The organism is uncultured Jannaschia sp. (assembly GCF_947503795.1).
Classification (GTDB): Bacteria; Pseudomonadota; Alphaproteobacteria; order Rhodobacterales; family Rhodobacteraceae; genus Jannaschia.
On sequence record NZ_CANNEZ010000001.1, the window covers coordinates 873,889 to 888,958 of the forward strand.

General features: G+C 69.9%; 18 protein-coding genes and 1 tRNA gene. 8 read left to right on the plus strand and 11 right to left on the minus strand.

The features are described from left to right. Positions 1-6: 6 nt before the first annotated feature. From Q0833_RS04710 to Q0833_RS04745, 8 genes are all read right to left on the minus strand, one after another. Entirely contained in the window at positions 7-1,191 is a 1,185-nt protein-coding gene (locus Q0833_RS04710; protein WP_298430762.1) for a VWA domain-containing protein, read from the minus strand. A gap of 33 nt (positions 1,192-1,224) precedes the next feature. Further along, positions 1,225-1,386, minus strand: coding sequence for a hypothetical protein (locus Q0833_RS04715; protein WP_298430764.1), 162 nt, complete (start codon positions 1,384-1,386; stop codon positions 1,225-1,227). A 9-nt stretch (positions 1,387-1,395) separates the two neighbouring features. Then, the gene (locus Q0833_RS04720) at positions 1,396-2,760 is read right to left on the minus strand and encodes a DUF2927 domain-containing protein (protein ID WP_298430766.1); all 1,365 of its coding nucleotides are present in this window, start codon (positions 2,758-2,760) and stop codon (positions 1,396-1,398) included. Then, positions 2,757-3,215 carry a GNAT family N-acetyltransferase gene (locus Q0833_RS04725; RefSeq protein WP_298430767.1) on the minus strand — a complete coding sequence of 153 codons (459 nt, stop codon included), beginning with the start codon at positions 3,213-3,215 and terminating at the stop codon, positions 2,757-2,759. The genes Q0833_RS04720 and Q0833_RS04725 overlap by 4 nt, the downstream gene beginning before the upstream one ends. Positions 3,216-3,300: 85 nt before the next feature. Continuing rightward, positions 3,301-4,014, minus strand: a complete 714-nt coding sequence (locus tag Q0833_RS04730) for an outer membrane beta-barrel protein (RefSeq protein ID WP_298430768.1) — start codon at positions 4,012-4,014, stop codon at positions 3,301-3,303. A gap of 354 nt (positions 4,015-4,368) precedes the next feature. Further along, positions 4,369-4,782: an SRPBCC domain-containing protein gene (locus Q0833_RS04735; protein ID WP_298430769.1), complete on the minus strand. Its 414-nt coding sequence runs from the start codon at positions 4,780-4,782 to the stop codon at positions 4,369-4,371. Beyond that, on the minus strand, positions 4,779-5,144 hold the full coding sequence (locus Q0833_RS04740; RefSeq protein ID WP_298430771.1) for a helix-turn-helix transcriptional regulator: 366 nt from the start codon (positions 5,142-5,144) through the stop codon (positions 4,779-4,781). The genes Q0833_RS04735 and Q0833_RS04740 overlap by 4 nt, the downstream gene beginning before the upstream one ends. A 69-nt stretch (positions 5,145-5,213) precedes the next feature. Then, complete coding sequence (locus Q0833_RS04745) at positions 5,214-6,053, minus strand: MoxR family ATPase (protein ID WP_298430773.1); 840 nt, start codon at positions 6,051-6,053, stop codon at positions 5,214-5,216. Positions 6,054-6,236: 183 nt separating this feature from the next. Here Q0833_RS04745 and dksA point away from each other — a divergent pair, with 183 nt between their 5' ends. Both dksA and Q0833_RS04755 read left to right on the plus strand, forming a co-directional pair. Next, positions 6,237-6,659: an RNA polymerase-binding protein DksA gene (gene dksA, locus Q0833_RS04750; RefSeq protein WP_298430775.1), complete on the plus strand. Its 423-nt coding sequence runs from the start codon at positions 6,237-6,239 to the stop codon at positions 6,657-6,659. A 39-nt stretch (positions 6,660-6,698) separates the two neighbouring features. Next, positions 6,699-7,808 (plus strand): FAD-dependent monooxygenase, encoded by a 1,110-nt coding sequence (locus Q0833_RS04755; RefSeq protein ID WP_298430777.1) that lies wholly within the window; start codon positions 6,699-6,701, stop codon positions 7,806-7,808. Positions 7,809-8,219: 411 nt separating this feature from the next. Here the strand turns inward: Q0833_RS04755 and Q0833_RS04760 are convergent. Next, positions 8,220-8,294, minus strand: a tRNA-Thr gene (locus Q0833_RS04760). 111 nt (positions 8,295-8,405) lie between these two features. On the opposite strand from Q0833_RS04760, the gene Q0833_RS04765 reads away from it, so the two are divergent. Genes Q0833_RS04765 through hisD form a run of 5 tightly spaced genes read left to right on the plus strand, consistent with a single transcriptional unit; the run spans position 8,406 to position 12,089 of the window. Then, positions 8,406-8,552: a hypothetical protein gene (locus tag Q0833_RS04765; RefSeq protein WP_298430779.1), complete on the plus strand. Its 147-nt coding sequence runs from the start codon at positions 8,406-8,408 to the stop codon at positions 8,550-8,552. Next, positions 8,545-9,819 (plus strand): UDP-N-acetylglucosamine 1-carboxyvinyltransferase, encoded by a 1,275-nt coding sequence (murA, locus tag Q0833_RS04770; protein WP_298430781.1) that lies wholly within the window; start codon positions 8,545-8,547, stop codon positions 9,817-9,819. The genes Q0833_RS04765 and murA overlap by 8 nt, the downstream gene beginning before the upstream one ends. Then, positions 9,812-10,270 (plus strand): DUF2948 family protein, encoded by a 459-nt coding sequence (locus Q0833_RS04775; RefSeq protein WP_298430784.1) that lies wholly within the window; start codon positions 9,812-9,814, stop codon positions 10,268-10,270. The genes murA and Q0833_RS04775 overlap by 8 nt, the downstream gene beginning before the upstream one ends. Then, positions 10,267-10,776 carry a GNAT family N-acetyltransferase gene (locus tag Q0833_RS04780; protein ID WP_298430786.1) on the plus strand — a complete coding sequence of 170 codons (510 nt, stop codon included), beginning with the start codon at positions 10,267-10,269 and terminating at the stop codon, positions 10,774-10,776. The genes Q0833_RS04775 and Q0833_RS04780 overlap by 4 nt, the downstream gene beginning before the upstream one ends. Positions 10,777-10,784: 8 nt before the next feature. Next, complete coding sequence (hisD, locus tag Q0833_RS04785; protein WP_298430788.1) at positions 10,785-12,089, plus strand: histidinol dehydrogenase; 1,305 nt, start codon at positions 10,785-10,787, stop codon at positions 12,087-12,089. Between the two features lie 63 nt (positions 12,090-12,152). Here hisD and Q0833_RS04790 read toward each other — a convergent pair whose 3' ends face one another. Continuing rightward, the gene (locus Q0833_RS04790; protein WP_298430790.1) at positions 12,153-13,562 is read right to left on the minus strand and encodes a carnitine 3-dehydrogenase; all 1,410 of its coding nucleotides are present in this window, start codon (positions 13,560-13,562) and stop codon (positions 12,153-12,155) included. Further along, positions 13,559-14,467 (minus strand): 3-keto-5-aminohexanoate cleavage protein, encoded by a 909-nt coding sequence (locus Q0833_RS04795; protein ID WP_298430792.1) that lies wholly within the window; start codon positions 14,465-14,467, stop codon positions 13,559-13,561. Before Q0833_RS04795 ends, Q0833_RS04790 begins: the two co-directional genes overlap by 4 nt. Positions 14,468-14,577: 110 nt before the next feature. Here Q0833_RS04795 and Q0833_RS04800 point away from each other — a divergent pair, with 110 nt between their 5' ends. Further along, complete coding sequence (locus Q0833_RS04800; protein WP_298430794.1) at positions 14,578-15,048, plus strand: UPF0262 family protein; 471 nt, start codon at positions 14,578-14,580, stop codon at positions 15,046-15,048. Positions 15,049-15,070 lie beyond the last annotated feature (22 nt).

The following is a 15,070-nucleotide window of genomic DNA, read 5'->3' on the forward strand; positions in this document are numbered from 1 at the left end:
GGGGCCTCAGCGGGTCAGGAGCTTCATGCCCGCCGTCAGGCCTTCGAGTGTCATCGGCACCATCCGGTCCTCGAAGATCTCGCGGATCATGCGGACCGAATGGGTGCCGTCCCAATGCGTGCGCGGCAGCGGGTTGATCCAGAGGTTCGAGGCCCATTGCGCGCGGGCACGCTCCAGCCAGACTTGCCCGGCCTCGGCGTTCCAGTGCTCGTTGGCCCCGCCCGGATAGGCGATCTCGTAGGGCGACATGGACGCGTCTCCTACGAAGATCGCGCGGTAGTCGGGGCCGTAGGTGTTGAGCACGTCGCGCGTGGGCGTCACCGCGTCCCACCGGCGACGATTGTCGGTCCAGACCCCTTCGTAGAGGCAGTTGTGAAAGTAGAAATGCTGGAGCGTCTTGAACTCGGCGCGGGCGGCCGAGAACAGCTCCTCCAGCACCTTCACATACGGGTCCATCGAGCCGCCGATGTCGAGAAACAGGAGCACCTTGACCGCGTTGCGCCGCTCGGGCCGGGTCTTCACGTCGAGATAGCCGTTCCGCGCCGTCGCCCCGATCGTGCCGTCGAGATCCAGCTCGTCCTCGGCGCCGTTGCGAGCCCAGTTCCGCAGGCGCTTGAGCGCAACCTTGATGTTGCGCGTCCCCAGCTCGACCCCGTCGTCGAGATTGCGGAACTCGCGCTTGTCCCAGACCTTCACCGCGCGCTGGTGGCGGCTTTCGTCCTGGCCGATGCGGATGCCCTCGGGGTTGTAGCCGTAGGCGCCGAACGGCGAGGTTCCGGCGGTGCCGATCCATTTAGACCCGCCCTGGTGGCGGCCCTGCTGCTCCTTGAGGCGCTGCTTGAGGGTCTCCATCAGCTTGTCGAAGCCGCCCAGCGCCTCGATCTCGGCGCGCTCTTCGGGGGTGAGGTGCTTTTCGGCCTGCTTTTCGAGCCAGTCGGCGGGCAGGTCGACGGCGTTCAGGACGTCGGCGGCGGTGATGTCCTCGAGCCCGGCGAAGGTCGCCGAGAAGGCGCGGTCGAATCGGTCGATATGCCGCTCGTCCTTCACCAGCGCGCTGCGGGCGAGGTAGTAGAAGCCTTCGGCGTCGTAGATCACCAGCTCGGCGGCCATCGCCTCGAGAAAGGTCAGATGTTCGCGGAGCGAGACGGGGACGCCGGCCTCGCGGAGGGTCTGGAAGAAGCGCAGGAACATGGCGGCGATTCTAGCGCGGCGGGCCCGCGGGGCCTAGAGCCGCGCCAGCACGATCAGCGCAATCAGGCCCAGGAGCCCGCCGATGATCGCCCAGACAGCGGCCCATTGCGCCATGTCGAAGCCCGTGCCGCGACGGCGGCGGGCGGCGAGGGCGCCGAGGACGGCGCCGATGAGGGCTGTAAGGATCGGCAACATGGGGGCGGCTTACGCGCCCGGTGCCAGACCCGCAACCTCGGCCACGCGAAGCGCGAGGACGCGGTCGCCCCAAGCGTAGCGGCCCCAGGCGAGGCCTTCGCGCCGGATGCGCGCGGCAGCGGCGGAGGCGCCCTGCATCTCGGCGGCCTCGGCCCTGAGGAGGAGGAGCGTCGCGAGAAGGGCCGCGTTCTGCGCGCCGTCGGCGGCAGGGATGGCGCGGTCGAGCACGGCGAGGGCGGCGTCTGGCTGGCCGGAGGAGAGCGCGAAGGCCCCGAGTTGCAGCGCGACCTGTGCTTCGTGGATGCCGTCGCCGCCGCGCGCGGCATAGAGGCTGCCCGCTTCGAGGAAGGACGCGATGGCCAGTTCGCCGTCGCGGCTGAGCGCGGCGCGCCCGAGGGCCAGGTGCGAGAAGGCCAGCCGTTCGTCGCCCCAGCCCGCCGCGCGCGCCAGAGTCACCGCGTTCTGCGCATGGGTCAGGCGGCCGCGTTCGGAGCCGCGCGGGTCGAGGGCGCCCCGGATCGAGGCGATCCACTGGGGCGAGGATTCGGGCACGGGTCCCCGGTCCGCGACGCGGCCGCGCGGGTTGATCCGGGCCAGGATGGCGGGCAGCCGGGCGGCGAGGTCCGCCTGGCTCATCCCCGAACGAAGGTCGCGGTCATAGGTCGCGCGCAGCACCAGCATGTCGAAGCTGGTCAGCGCGACATGGGTGTTGTCGTCGTTGAAGACGGACCAGGGCATCCGGTAGAGATCGTTGAGCGGCCCGAGCGCCTGCGCGATTTCCTCGTGGAGGCAGTCGCGGATCTCCTGCGGGGAGACGTCGGCGGGCAGGAAGACGCTGGCGCGCCGGCGGGTCTTGAGCGTGGTCCAGTCGGTCGCGGGACCGAGCCGCTTGGAAAGATAGTCCTTCCAGCCCGCGACGCGCGGCACCACGAAACAGGCGGCACCGGGCACGAAGCGCTGGAGAGTCTTGCGGGGAAGGGCGGAGACGGTGATCGAGCCCATCTCGCCCTTGGCGGCGCGGCGAATGTCGATGCCGGCTTCCGCGCGCAGCCGGGCGATCAGGTCGTTGAGATCGGGGGTCAGGGTCGGCGGGGCGGCGCCCTCGACGGCGACGGTGATCGGGCCTTCGAAGCGCGTGAAGACCGGCAGCGCGCGGCCCGTCTCGAGCTGGAACGACAGCGCCATGATGTCGCGCGCGAGCTGGCCGTTGGGCTGGACCGGGACCGCAATCTTCGGGGCGCCGGTGAAGCGTCGGGCGTCCGGCAGGGCGTCGGACATGGTTGCGACCGAGGCGCGCGCCGCCTGCGGCCCGCCGGTCGGCGCGCAGGACGCGACGGCCATCGCGGCGGCAAGGAGCGTGGCGCGCAGCATCATGCGGCGGGCCGGTCGTAGCGGATGAAATCGGTCTGCGTGCCGATCCGGTCATAGAGCGCGCGGGCCGCGTGATTTTGCGATTGCGTCAGCCAGTAGACGCGCGGCGTGCCATGGGCGTCGGCATCGGCATAGACCGCCTCGATCAGGCGACGGGCGACGCCGTGGCCGCGCGCCTCGGGTGCGGTGTAGAGATCCTGGAGATAGCATGTCCCCTCGGGGCGCCACATATGCGGGTGGAACACCCAGTGGACCAGCCCGACGGCGCGGTCCCCGGCCCAGGCGAGACGGCCGCGAAAGCTGGCAGGATTGTCCGAAAGTAGACGTTCGAAGGCGGTGTCGTAGATCGCATCGGGCAGCGCGGTCCCGTAGAATTCGAGATAGGCGCGCCACAGCTGACCCCAGGCGTCACGGTCGCCCGTCGCCACGGGCCGGAGCCCGATCGTTTCCATATCCATCACTGCTCGTCCGCATCTGCGTGCTTTGCGTCGAGGCTAGGTGTCCAATGTGGCGGGAATGGGGCGCGGAGCCCGTCCGGCGGCGTCAGAACCGATAGGAGAGCCCGAGTGTTGCACTGCGGATCGGACCGTTCTCGACGGTGTAGGCCTGCGAACCGGGCGCGCCCTGTCGATTGGCCCGGCGGAAGGACGGAATGTCGATCTGCATGAGTTCGCCGCGCAGCGACCAGCGCTCGGTCACGCGCTGCTCGAAGCCCACGCCCAGCGCGAGGCCCGAGCGGACGGTGTCGCTGCGGTAGGCGTCGTTCTCGTCGAGGCGGCCGCCGTCGATATCGCCCCCGAGATTGGCGACCTGCGCCGCGCCCCAGCCGCCGCGCACATAGACGAGCGTGTCCCCCGCAGCATAGCCGATCCGCGTGGTCACATGCCCGGTCCAGTCGATCTCGAGCACGTCGATCGCCCCGTCGGCCCCCGAATTGGGCAGGCGAACGGTCGACCCCAGCGGGGAGGCGGCGATCGCGGCCCCGAGCCCGAACACGAACGAGCCCCGTTGCCAGTCCCAGCCACCGTGGAGCTCGACCACAGGGCCGACATCGCCATGGGTGACGCGGTTGGCGGCGCGGCCAATGTCGTAGGTGTTGCGCGTGCCGGTGACGTCGGCGCCCCCTGATGCGACGCCGAACCCGATCCCGATATGGCCGCCGGACCAGATGTCCTGGGCCGTGGCGAGGCCGGCGGATGCGGCGACGAGGATCGCGGCGACCGCGGCGGCGCGGAGAGTTCGGAATGTGTTCGCCATGCTCCGGGGATGACACCCGACGGGCCGCGGGGCAAGCGCCGGGGCGGCGATCGGGCGCGCGCCGCGGCCCAGACGCCACGGCGAAGACCCGGCGGGACGCGTGGTCCGGGCCGGTCGATCCGGGGTCTCGCGTCGGGGATCGTGAGGTGGGGTGGCGCCACCCCGGTTCGGGGGGACGGCCCCTCGCGTCACGGGACGCCGCCTTGGGCGCCCCGCCTGGGGTCGGGCCCGACCCCGCGCAGAGCGGAGCCGTCCTGTGGGATGGGCGGTGATGTCAGCACCGCCCGGATGTCGCGACAGACGGGGTTCTGGGCCCGAGCGGTTAACGGGAGGTGAATGGCGCGTGCGCCGGGGTCACTCGTCGGGAGCGGCCGCACGCAGGCGTCCCAGATGCTCGTCCCAGCCCTTGTCGAGCGCGAGGGTCAGGTCGAACGCGTCCGCCCCCTGCGGCAGCCCCTCGTGGCGGAGCGTCAGGTTGGTGCCGCCGGGCACTTCGGTCAGGCGGAACCGCACGGTGCTCGTGGCGCCTGCCATCTGCTTGATCGAGAAGGTGTATTCCAGCCGCTCGAACGGATCGGCCACGAGGATTTCGCCCCACATCAGGCGGTCGCCGCTTTCGGTGCCGAACATCTCGTATTCGCCCTCGACCAGTGGGGTCTTCGGCGCGTGGAACCAGACGGCGAGCTTCTCCGGCTCGGTCAGATAGGCCCAGACGCGGGCCGGGGTGGCGCGCAGATAGATGGATTTCTCGAGAACCGTATCGGTCATTGGACGTCCTTTTCGATTGCGGATTTGAGCGAGTCGAGACGGCTGTCCCAGAAGGCGTCGAAGTAGCCGAACCAGTCGAACAGGGGCCGGAGCCCGTCCGCGTTGATCGCGTTGCGGCGCGCGCGGCCCTCGGCGCGGACCGAGATCAGGTTGCCGTCCTCGAGGATCGTCAGGTGCTTCTTGACGGCGGCGCGGGTCATGTCGAACCGGTCGGCCACCTCGGCGATGGTCATGTCGTCGGTGGCGAGCATCCGCAGGATGCGGCGACGCGTCGGATCGGCGAGCGCGCGGAACCCGGCCTGTTCGGGCGCGGGGGCGGGCGGTCCGGTGGACGGGTCGAACCGGGGCGGGGGCTGGGTCATGTCGGCTCCTGAAGAGATACCGTTTGGTATCCTTTCATATGAAACCGAATGGTATCATGTCAACGGGGTCTAGCGCTGGCCTCGCGCCATGAAGGCCAACCGCTCAAAAAGATGGACGTCCGCCTCATTCTTCAAAAGCGCGCCGTGCAGCCGGGGCAGGGCGTTGGTGCCGTCGGCGGCCAGGTCCTCGGGCGAGAGATCCTCGGCGAGGATGAGCTTCAGCCAATCGAGCACCTCGGAGGTGGACGGCTTCTTCTTCAGCCCCTGCTGGTCGCGGATCGCATAGAACCGCGTCAGCGCGGCGGTCAGGAGCTGCGCCTTGATGTCGGGGAAATGGACGCCGACGATCTTCTTCAGCGTCTCCATCTCGGGAAAGCGGATGTAGTGGAAGAAGCAGCGGCGCAGGAAGGCGTCGGGCAGCTCCTTTTCGTTGTTGGACGTGATGATGACGATGGGGCGATGGACCGCGCGGATCGTCTCGCCGGTCTCGTAGACGTGGAACTCCATGCGGTCGAGCTCCTGCAGCAGATCGTTCGGGAACTCGATATCAGCCTTGTCGATCTCGTCGATCAGGAGGACGACGCGCTCGTCCGCGTCGAAGGCCTGCCAGAGTTTGCCCTTGCGGATGTAGTTGGCGACGTCGTGGACCCGCGCCTCGCCCAGCTGGCTGTCCCGGAGCCGCGAGACGGCATCGTATTCATAGAGGCCCTGCTGCGCCTTGGTTGTCGACTTCACCGCCCATTCGAGCATCGGCACGCCGAGGCTCGCGGCGACCTGCCGGGCCAGCTCGGTCTTGCCCGTCCCCGGCTCGCCCTTCACCAGCAGCGGACGCTGCAAGGTGATCGCGGCATTGACCGCGACCGTCAGGTCATCGGTCGCGACGTAGTCTTCCGTGCCTTCGAAACGCATGTCGGTCCCCGTGCCGTTCGGTGCGCGCGCGACCCTATCAGCGGGGCGATGGGGCGCAACCGACCGGACCCGCGAAGGACGTGACAAGGCACGTGACGTGATGTAAGCGCCGTCCCACAGACCCCGGCCCGCCATCCAAGACGGACTGAAACCTGCAACGGGCCGGTGTGAGGGAGCCACCGAATGAAAGCCGAGACCTTTCTTCCGAACGACTACTCGCCCGCCGAGGACGAGCCTTTCATGAACGAGCGCCAGACGGAATATTTCCGCCGCAAGCTGCAAGCCTGGAAGGCGGATCTGCTGGACGAGACCGAGCGCACCATCAGCGGCCTGCAAGGCGCGGCGCGCAACATCCCCGACATCGCCGATCGCGCCAGCGAGGAGACGGACCGCGCACTCGAGCTGCGCACCCGCGACCGCCAGCGCAAGCTGATCGCCAAGATCGATTCGGCCATGCGCCGCATCGACGAGGGCGAGTACGGCTATTGCGAGGTGACCGGTGATCCGATCTCGCTCAAGCGGCTGGACGCGCGTCCCATCGCGACCATGTCGCTCGAAGCGCAGGAGCGGCACGAGCGGCGCGAGAAGGTGCATCGCGACGACTGACGCGATGCGCGGATGCACGATGTGGTCGGTCGTCCCGCGGTGACGGCCGACGTCACGATCCTCGGCGCGGGCATCGCCGGGCTGGCCGCAGCGATCGCCTGCGCGCGTCGCGGACTTGCCGTCGAGGTGATCGAACAGGCCCCGGCCCTGCGGGAGGTGGGGGCGGGCCTGCAGATCGCCCCCAACGGGGCCCGCGTGCTGGACGCGCTGGGCGTCGACATCCCCCATATCGAATCCCGGACTGTCGCACTGGTTGACGGCCCCACGGGGCAGCCGGTCCTGCGGATGCCGCTGGCGGCACCCTTCCGGCTGGTGCATCGCGCCGACCTGATCGCGGGCCTTGCGTCTGTGGCCGAGAATGCGGGCGTCGCACTCCATTTGGGGCAACAGGTCCGGCGCGTGACCGAGGCGGGGCTGGAGACGGCGGGCGGGCTCCGGCCCTACGGGCGCCTGATCGGGGCCGATGGCGTGCGCGGCGCGTCCCGCGCCTTCGTGGCGCCGGACCATGCCGCCGGGCAGGGGCGGCGCTTCACGGGGCAGGTCGCGTGGCGCGCGACGGTGCCGGTGACCGATTGGCCGCACGAGACGCGAGTCCAGATGGGGCCGGGGCGGCACCTCGTCCTCTATCCCCTGCGGGACGGCCGCCTTCTCAACATCGTGGGCGTCGAGGAGCGGGCCGACTGGACGCCCGAGGGCTGGGACATCGACGACGATCCCGACCATCTGCGCGCGGCCTTCGCGGGGTACGCGGCACCGGTTCGCGCCCTGCTCGATCGGGTCGAGGTGGTGAAGCTCTGGGGTCTGATGGATCACGGTGCGACGCCGCGCTGGACCCGGGGACGCGTTACGCTGATCGGTGACGCGGCGCACCCGACGCTGCCGTTTCTCGCCCAAGGCGCGAACCTCGCGCTGGAGGATGCCTGGACGCTCGCCGCCACGCTGGACGATCCCGCAGGGTGGGAGGCCTCGCGCCGCCCTCGCGTCGAGCGCGCGCTGGCCGCAGCGCGCGGGAACGCCACGAACTACCACCTGAGCGGGATGCGACGGATCGTCGGGCATGGCGTGCTGCGCGCGCTCGACCGGGTCACACCGGGCGCGATGGCGCGACGGTATGACTGGCTCTACGGGCATGACGTGACGAAGGGGTAGGTTGCGCGTTCGTGGGTTCTTGGCGGGACCCCGTATTCCGGTCTGGCCAGACGGGACCCGCCGCCGAGCCGCGTGTGCGCTGACGATGCCGCTTAGAACCGCAGATTTCTGCGGCGCAGAATTCGCGGGTCTTGGGTTCTCGGGGAGACACCCGACAGGTTCGGCTTCGCCGAAACGCGAGGGGATGGTGCTGTGAGAGAGGATCGAACTCTCGACTCAGCGTCCCCGGCGGGGGGGGGCGTCAGTCGAGACCTGACGGTGGCAGGAGGCGCAGCGGGTCGTCGGGACGGGCGGGGGATGGTGCTGTGAGAGAGGATTGAACTCTCGACTCAGCGTCCCCGGCGGGGGGCGCGTCAGTCGAGACCTGACGGTGGCAGGAGGCGCAGCGGGTCGTCGGGAAGGGCAAGGGGATGGTGCTGTGAGAGAGGATTGAACTCTCGACCTCACCCTTACCAAGGGTGTGCTCTACCACTGAGCTACCACAGCATCCGGTGCGCGGATTAGACCGAACCGCGCGGCCCCGCAACCCCCTAGGCGCGGCTCTCTGGACCCCCGTGCCACCACCGGCTATGTCGGCCCGAGGCAACAGGACCGCGCATGGCGAAGCGACCCCCCGAGACCCGCGAAGACCGGCTGAAGGCCGCGCTGAAGGCCAATATGGGTCGGCGCAAGGCGCAGGCGCGAGCCCGGGACGAGGAGGAGCCGCCGAAGAAGCCGGCCGAGCAGGAGAACGACAATGGATAGCATCATCGTGACGGGCGGCGGCCCGCTGAAGGGCGACATCCCGATCGCCGGCGCCAAGAATGCCTGCCTCACGCTGATGCCCGCGACGCTGCTGTCGGACGAGCCGCTGACGCTGACCAACGCGCCGCGCCTGTCGGACATCCGCACCATGTCGACGCTGCTCGAAAGCCTCGGGGCCGAGGTCTCGCCGCTGTCGGACGGGCTGGTGCTGGCGATGTCGTCCCATGCGCTGAACGGGGCGCGGGCCGATTACGACATTGTCCGAAAGATGCGCGCTTCGATCCTCGTGCTCGGCCCGCTTCTGGCGCGGTTGGGCGAGGCGATTGTCTCGCTTCCGGGTGGCTGCGCCATCGGGGCGCGACCGGTCGATCTGCACCTCAAGGCGCTCGAGGCGCTGGGGGCGGAGCTGGACCTCCGTGACGGCTACGTCCACGCCAAGGCACCGTCGGGCGGGCTGCGCGGCGGGAATGTCGAGTTTCCCTTCGTTTCGGTGGGTGCGACCGAGAACGCGCTGATGGCCGCGACGTTGGCGCGGGGCACGACCCGCTTGAAGAACGCCGCGCAAGAGCCTGAGATCGTTGATCTTGCCGATTGCCTGCGCGCGATGGGCGCGCAGATTTCGGGCGACGGCACCGACACGATCGAGATCCAGGGCGTCGACCGGATGCATGGCGCGACCCACCGTGTCGTGACCGACCGGATCGAACTCGGGACCTACATGCTGGCCCCGCTGATCGCGGGCGGCGAGGTGACGTGCCTCGGCGGGCGGCGCGATCTGCTCTCGGCCTTCTGCGACAAGATCGAGGCGGCTGGCGGGTCCGTGATCGAGAGCCCCGAGGGCCTGACCGTGACGCGAGCGAACGGGCCCATCCAGGCGGTCGATGTCGAGACCGAACCCTTCCCCGGGTTTCCGACCGACCTGCAGGCGCAGATGATGGCGCTTCTCTGCACCGCAGAGGGGACGAGCGTGCTCGAGGAGAAGATTTTCGAGAACCGCTTCATGCACGCCCCCGAATTGATCCGCATGGGCGCGCAGATCGACGTCCATGGCGGAACGGCGACGGTCACGGGCGTCGAGCGGCTGCGCGGCGCGCAGGTGATGGCGACCGATCTGCGCGCCTCGGTGTCGCTGATCCTCGCAGGCCTCGCCGCCGAGGGGGAGACGCGGGTGGGCCGCGTCTATCACCTCGATCGCGGCTACGAGCATGTCGTCCGCAAGCTTTCGGCGGTCGGCGCCAAGATCGAACGGGTGCGCGACGATGAGTGACGCGCGCTTCCACGATGCCGACGGCGCACCGCTGCGCCTCTGGGCGACCGATCCCGAGGATCTGCAGATCGTCGCGGCGCTGTGTCAGGACGCGGTCCTGCCCGCGTCGGAGATGCGCTGGTCGCGGGAGGCGCGGACACTCGACCTTCTCCTGAACCGGTTCCGGTGGGAGCATGGGGCACGAACGCCCGAACGGGTGCGGTGCGTGCTGCGTGCGACCGACGTGCGGAACGTCCGCGGGCAGGGGGTCGTGCCGGGCGATCCGGATACGATCCTGTCGCTTCTGACCGTGGAATGGGTGCCGGGTCCCGACGCCTGCGGTGCGTTGCGGCTGACCTTTGCGGGCGATGGCGTGATCGAAGCGGCCTGCGACTGCCTCGACGTGACGCTGTCCGACGTCACGCGGCCCTATGCCGCGCCGTCGGGCCGGACGCCCAGTCACGACCCGTGACGACGGTCCGACCGCTCGGACTGGCGGACGGACCGGCCTGGGCCGCGCTGTTCCGCGAGGCGACGCGCACCCATCCTGCGGCCTTTATCACCACGGCGGCAGAGGCCGAGGCGTTGACCGAAGACGCGATCGCGGCCCGGATGGATGGCGATCTGTTGGGCGCCTTCGACGGTGCGCATCTCATCGGGTTCGGCAGTCTCGTTCGCACGGACCGCCCGAGCCTGCGCCACCGCGCGGAACTGGGCCCGCTTTATGCCGCGTCGCGCCACCACGGAAAGGGTGCGGGGCAGGCGCTGATGGACGCGCTCGTGGCCCATGCCCGTGCGCATGATGTCGCATGGCTCGACCTCTGGGTCGCCGAGGAGAACGCCCGCGCGCGCGCCTTTTACCGGAGAAACGGATTCTCCGACGTCGCCCGCAGGCCGGACGCGGTCCGGGGCGCGGACGGGCCGGAGACCGACATCTTGATGACGCGCTGCCTTGAGGCCTGGGCAGGGCGAGGCTAGAGGGCGGCATGCCCCAATTCCTCGATACGACCGACGCCGACTTCGATGCCCGCTTCTCCGCGCTCCTGACCATGAAGCGCGAGGATGCACCCGACGTGGACGACGCGGTCGCGGCGATCATCGCGGACGTGCGGACGCGGGGCGACGCGGCGGTGCTGGAGCTGACGGCGCGCTTCGACCGGCTGGAGCTGACGGCGGACCGAATGCGCGTGTCGGAGGCCGAGATCGACGCCGCCGTGGCCGAGGTCTCGCCCGAGGATCGCGCGGCACTCGAGTTGGCGTCGGCGCGGATCGAGGCCTACCACGCACGCCAGATGCCCGCGGACGAGAGCTGGACCGACGAGACCGGCGCGACGCTCGGCTGGCGCTGGGGGCCGGTCGACGCGGCGGGGCTCTACGTGCCCGGCGGCCTCGCCTCCTACCCGTCGAGCGTGCTGATGAACGCGGTGCCCGCGCGGGTGGCCGGCGTGGGCCGGCTGGTGATGTGCGTGCCGAGCCCCGACGGCGTGCTGAACCCGCTGGTCCTCCTGGCGGCGCGGCTTTCGGGCGTGGACGAGGTCTACCGGATCGGCGGCGCGCAGGCGGTAGCGGCCATGGCCTATGGCACGGCGACGATCGCACCGGTCGACAAGATCACCGGGCCGGGCAATGCCTATGTCGCGGCCGCCAAACGGCGCGTCTTCGGACGCGTCGGGATCGACATGATCGCGGGGCCGTCAGAGATCCTGGTGATCGCGGATGGCGAGAACGATCCGGACTGGATCGCCGTCGACCTGCTCAGCCAGGCCGAGCACGACGAGAGCGCGCAGTCGATCCTGATCACGGATGACGCGGGCTTCGGACGGGCGGTCGCGGCGGCGGTCGAGGCCCGGCTGGAGACGTTGGAGCGGCGCGCGATCGCGGGCGCGTCCTGGCGCGATTTCGGGGCGGTGGTGATCGTGCGAGACCTCGACGAGGCCGCGGCGCTGTCGAACCGGATCGCGCCGGAGCACCTGGAGCTGGCGGTTGCGGACCCGGACGCGCTGGCCGCGCGGATTACCCATGCGGGCGCGATCTTCCTCGGGGCGTGGACGCCCGAAGCGGTCGGCGACTATATCGGCGGGCCGAACCACGTGCTGCCGACGGCGCGGTCGGCGCGCTTCTCTTCGGGGTTGTCGGTGATGGATTTCCTCAAGCGGACGACGCTGGCGCGGATGACGCCCGAGAGCCTGCGCGCGGTCGGGCCTGCCGCCGTGCGGCTCGCGACCTCCGAGAGCCTCAAGGCGCACGCGCTCTCGGTGCAGGCCCGGCTGGACCGTTTGAACCGCGAATAGTGGATCCGGGCCAAAAAACTCCCTAAGACACGATCTCTGTGCTAAATATTAGTTGACATAAGACTAGTCAGGATCGCCAGAAAGAGTCGCGAACCGGCCGATCATCGCGTCCGGCATCGGGGTCGATCGGCGGCTCTCCATGTCGACATGGAGCAAGAGCTGATCGCATTCCGCGAGGATTTCGCCGTCTCGTTGCATGGAATGGACAAGTCTCAGCTTCTTGCCCTCCGCCGCCTCGACCCGCGTCGTCACGGTGATCGCGTCGCCGATCCGCGTCTCGGCGCGGTAGTGTATCGTCGTCTCGACCGTGAAGAAGGACCAGTCGTCGCCGTCGCCCGGCATCGCGCCTGCCACCTCCAGCACCCTGTCGGCGGCATCCGAGAAGACCTGTCCGTAGCGACCCTCGTTCATATGACCGTTCCAATCGCCCCAGGTGACGGGCACGATGCGGGCGACCGTCACCGGGAATTCGGGCGGGGGCAGGGCCGCGTCATGCGCCGCGACAACGGCCCCCGCGCCCTGGTCCCGGCGGCGAAGGCCGCGCAGGATCGACACCAGCGCATCGTCGCGGACCCGTTCCAGCGCGCGGTGTTCGAGATGACCGGACTGCGCGTCCGACTGTGCCGCGATCTTCGCGACCAGCGCATCATCGAGATCGGGGACGTCCATCAGCTTGGTCCAGGGCCATTTCAGCGCGGGGCCGAACTGCGCGAGGAAATGCGCCATTCCGGCGGGCCCGCCCGCGATGCGATAGGTCTCGAATAACCCCATCTGCGCCCAGCGGAGGCCGAAGCCCATGCGGATCGCCTCGTCGATCTGGCCGGTCGTGGCGATGTCGTCGCGCACCAGCCAGAGCGCCTCGCGCCAGACCGCCTCCAGCAGGCGGTCGGCGATATGGGCGTCGATCTCGGAGCCGATCTCGAGGGGATACATGCCGATGTCGCGCAGGATGGCGGCGGCGGGCGCGGTGTCGGGGCCGACAAGCTCGACCAAGGGCAGCAGATAGACCGGATTGAAGGGGTGGGCGACGATGGCGCGGGCCCCGGTCGCGTTCAGGTCCGAGGGTTTGAAGCCCGAGGTGGAGGAGGCGACGATACCGGTGGCGTGGGCGCAGGCCTCCGTCAAGACGGCGTGCTTGAGCTCGAGCCGCTCGGGCACGCTCTCCTGCACCCAATGGGCGCCTGCCACGGCCTCGGCCAGCGTGGGGCGGAACGTCAGCCGTCCATCGGGCGGCAGGCTCCGGTCGTGGAGCATCGGCAGCGCGCGGCGCGCCCCTGCGAGAACCTCGTCCAGCGCTGCGGCCGCACCCGCGCCGGGGTCGAAGACATCCACGTCCCAGCCGTTCAGGAGGAACCGGGCGGCCCAGCCGCCGCCGATCACGCCGCCGCCGAGGATGGCGGCCTTCTTCCTCTGGCCGGAAATACCTCGGGGGTCCGGGGGCTGGCCCCCGGCCCGGTCAACCGGGCGGCTCATGCCGGCTCCCGGCGTGTCAGGCCGAGCTTGGTGCGCACCTCGTCGGGCCCGAGGATGCGCGCGCCCATGCGGGTCACGATCTCGACCGCGCGGGATACCAGTTGCGCGTTGGTCGCGAGCACCCCGCGGTCGAGCATCAGGTTGTCCTCGAGCCCCACGCGCACGTGCCCGCCCGCCAGCACCGCCGCCGCCGCGTAGGCCATCTGGTCGCGCCCGAGCGAGAAGGCGGACCAGGTCCAGCCGTCCGGCACGGCGTTCACCATCGCCATCAGGGTGTTCAGGTCGTTGGGCGCCCCCCACGGCACGCCCATGCAGAGCTGGACCAACGCGGGCGAGTCGAGCACGCCTTCGCGCGCAAGTTCGGTGGCGAGCCAGAGATGGCCGGTGTCGAAACATTCGACCTCGGGGCGCACACCCAGGTCGCGCATGCCCGTGGCCATCGCGCGCAGCATGCCCGGCGTGTTGACCATGACGTAATCGGCCTCGGCGAAGTTCATCGTGCCGCAATCGAGGGTGCAGATCTCGGGGCGGCACTCGGCGATATGGGCCAGCCGGGCCTCGGCGCCGACCATGTCCGTCCCGTCCACGAGCGGCAGGGGCGCATCGGGCGCACCGAAGACGAGGTCACCGCCCATGCCGGCCGTGAGATTGAGGACGACATCCACATCCGACGCGCGAACCCGGTCCACCACCGCGCGGTAGAGTGCGGGGTCGCGGGCGGGGGCGCCGGTTTCCGGGTCGCGCACGTGGACATGGGCGATGGCGGCGCCCGCGCGGGCGGCGGCGATGCAGTCGTCGGCGATGGCCTCGGGCGTGCGGGGGACATGGGGGCTGCGGTCCTGGGTGGCCCCCGATCCGGTCACGGCGCAGGTCACGAAGACCTCTCGGTTCATCTGTAGCGGCATGGGCCCTCCTGATCTCCGGGGGGACCGTCGCGGCCCGATCGCGACGCGTCTCGCCCACGCGCGACAGGATGGCATGGCGCGGCGGCGCGGGCTGCGGTAATGGCGGGTCCATGACGAACCGCATCGCCAATATCCGCATCGACGACGCCAATCTGCCGACGCCCACGCCCGAAATCGAGCAGGAGCGGGCGGTGGCGATCTTCGACCTTCTGGAAGCGAATTCCTTCGCGCTGGCCGCCGAGGACGCGCCCGCCGGGCCCTATGATCTGGCGCTGGCGATCCGCGAGCGGCGGCTGGTCTTCGCGCTGGCCGCGGGCGACGGCGCGGCGGGCGAGTTCCATCTGGCGTTGGGGCCGTTCCGGCAGGTCGTGAAGGACTATTGGCAGATCTGCGAAGCTTATTTCGACGCGGTCAAGAAGCTGCCGCCCAGCCAGATCGAGGCGATCGACATGGCGCGGCGCGGCATCCATGACGAGGGCGCGCGAGTGCTGCAGGAGCGGCTGGAGGGCAAGGCCGAGATCGACAAGGACACGGCGCGGCGGCTGTTTACCCTGATCTGCGTGCTGCATTTCGGCAAATGAGCCGCGCGGGCACATATGCTGC

Bases quoted from the DNA above. Each gene is read 5' to 3' on its own strand.
- Q0833_RS04735 (WP_298430769.1), bottom strand. From the start codon at position 4,782: ATGACCGATACGGTTCTCGAGAAATCCATCTATCTGCGCGCCACCCCG.
- Q0833_RS04715 (WP_298430764.1), bottom strand. From the start codon at position 1,386: ATGTTGCCGATCCTTACAGCCCTCATCGGCGCCGTCCTCGGCGCCCTC.
- dksA (WP_298430775.1), top strand. From the start codon at position 6,237: ATGAAAGCCGAGACCTTTCTTCCGAACGACTACTCGCCCGCCGAGGAC.
- Q0833_RS04765 (WP_298430779.1), top strand. From the start codon at position 8,406: ATGGCGAAGCGACCCCCCGAGACCCGCGAAGACCGGCTGAAGGCCGCG.
- Q0833_RS04790 (WP_298430790.1), bottom strand. From the start codon at position 13,562: ATGAGCCGCCCGGTTGACCGGGCCGGGGGCCAGCCCCCGGACCCCCGA.
- Q0833_RS04710 (WP_298430762.1), bottom strand. From the start codon at position 1,191: ATGTTCCTGCGCTTCTTCCAGACCCTCCGCGAGGCCGGCGTCCCCGTC.
- Q0833_RS04725 (WP_298430767.1), bottom strand. From the start codon at position 3,215: ATGGATATGGAAACGATCGGGCTCCGGCCCGTGGCGACGGGCGACCGT.
- murA (WP_298430781.1), top strand. From the start codon at position 8,545: ATGGATAGCATCATCGTGACGGGCGGCGGCCCGCTGAAGGGCGACATC.
- Q0833_RS04745 (WP_298430773.1), bottom strand. From the start codon at position 6,053: ATGCGTTTCGAAGGCACGGAAGACTACGTCGCGACCGATGACCTGACG.
- Q0833_RS04795 (WP_298430792.1), bottom strand. From the start codon at position 14,467: ATGCCGCTACAGATGAACCGAGAGGTCTTCGTGACCTGCGCCGTGACC.
- Q0833_RS04775 (WP_298430784.1), top strand. From the start codon at position 9,812: ATGAGTGACGCGCGCTTCCACGATGCCGACGGCGCACCGCTGCGCCTC.
- Q0833_RS04730 (WP_298430768.1), bottom strand. From the start codon at position 4,014: ATGGCGAACACATTCCGAACTCTCCGCGCCGCCGCGGTCGCCGCGATC.
- Q0833_RS04800 (WP_298430794.1), top strand. From the start codon at position 14,578: ATGACGAACCGCATCGCCAATATCCGCATCGACGACGCCAATCTGCCG.
- Q0833_RS04740 (WP_298430771.1), bottom strand. From the start codon at position 5,144: ATGACCCAGCCCCCGCCCCGGTTCGACCCGTCCACCGGACCGCCCGCC.
- Q0833_RS04720 (WP_298430766.1), bottom strand. From the start codon at position 2,760: ATGATGCTGCGCGCCACGCTCCTTGCCGCCGCGATGGCCGTCGCGTCC.
- hisD (WP_298430788.1), top strand. From the start codon at position 10,785: ATGCCCCAATTCCTCGATACGACCGACGCCGACTTCGATGCCCGCTTC.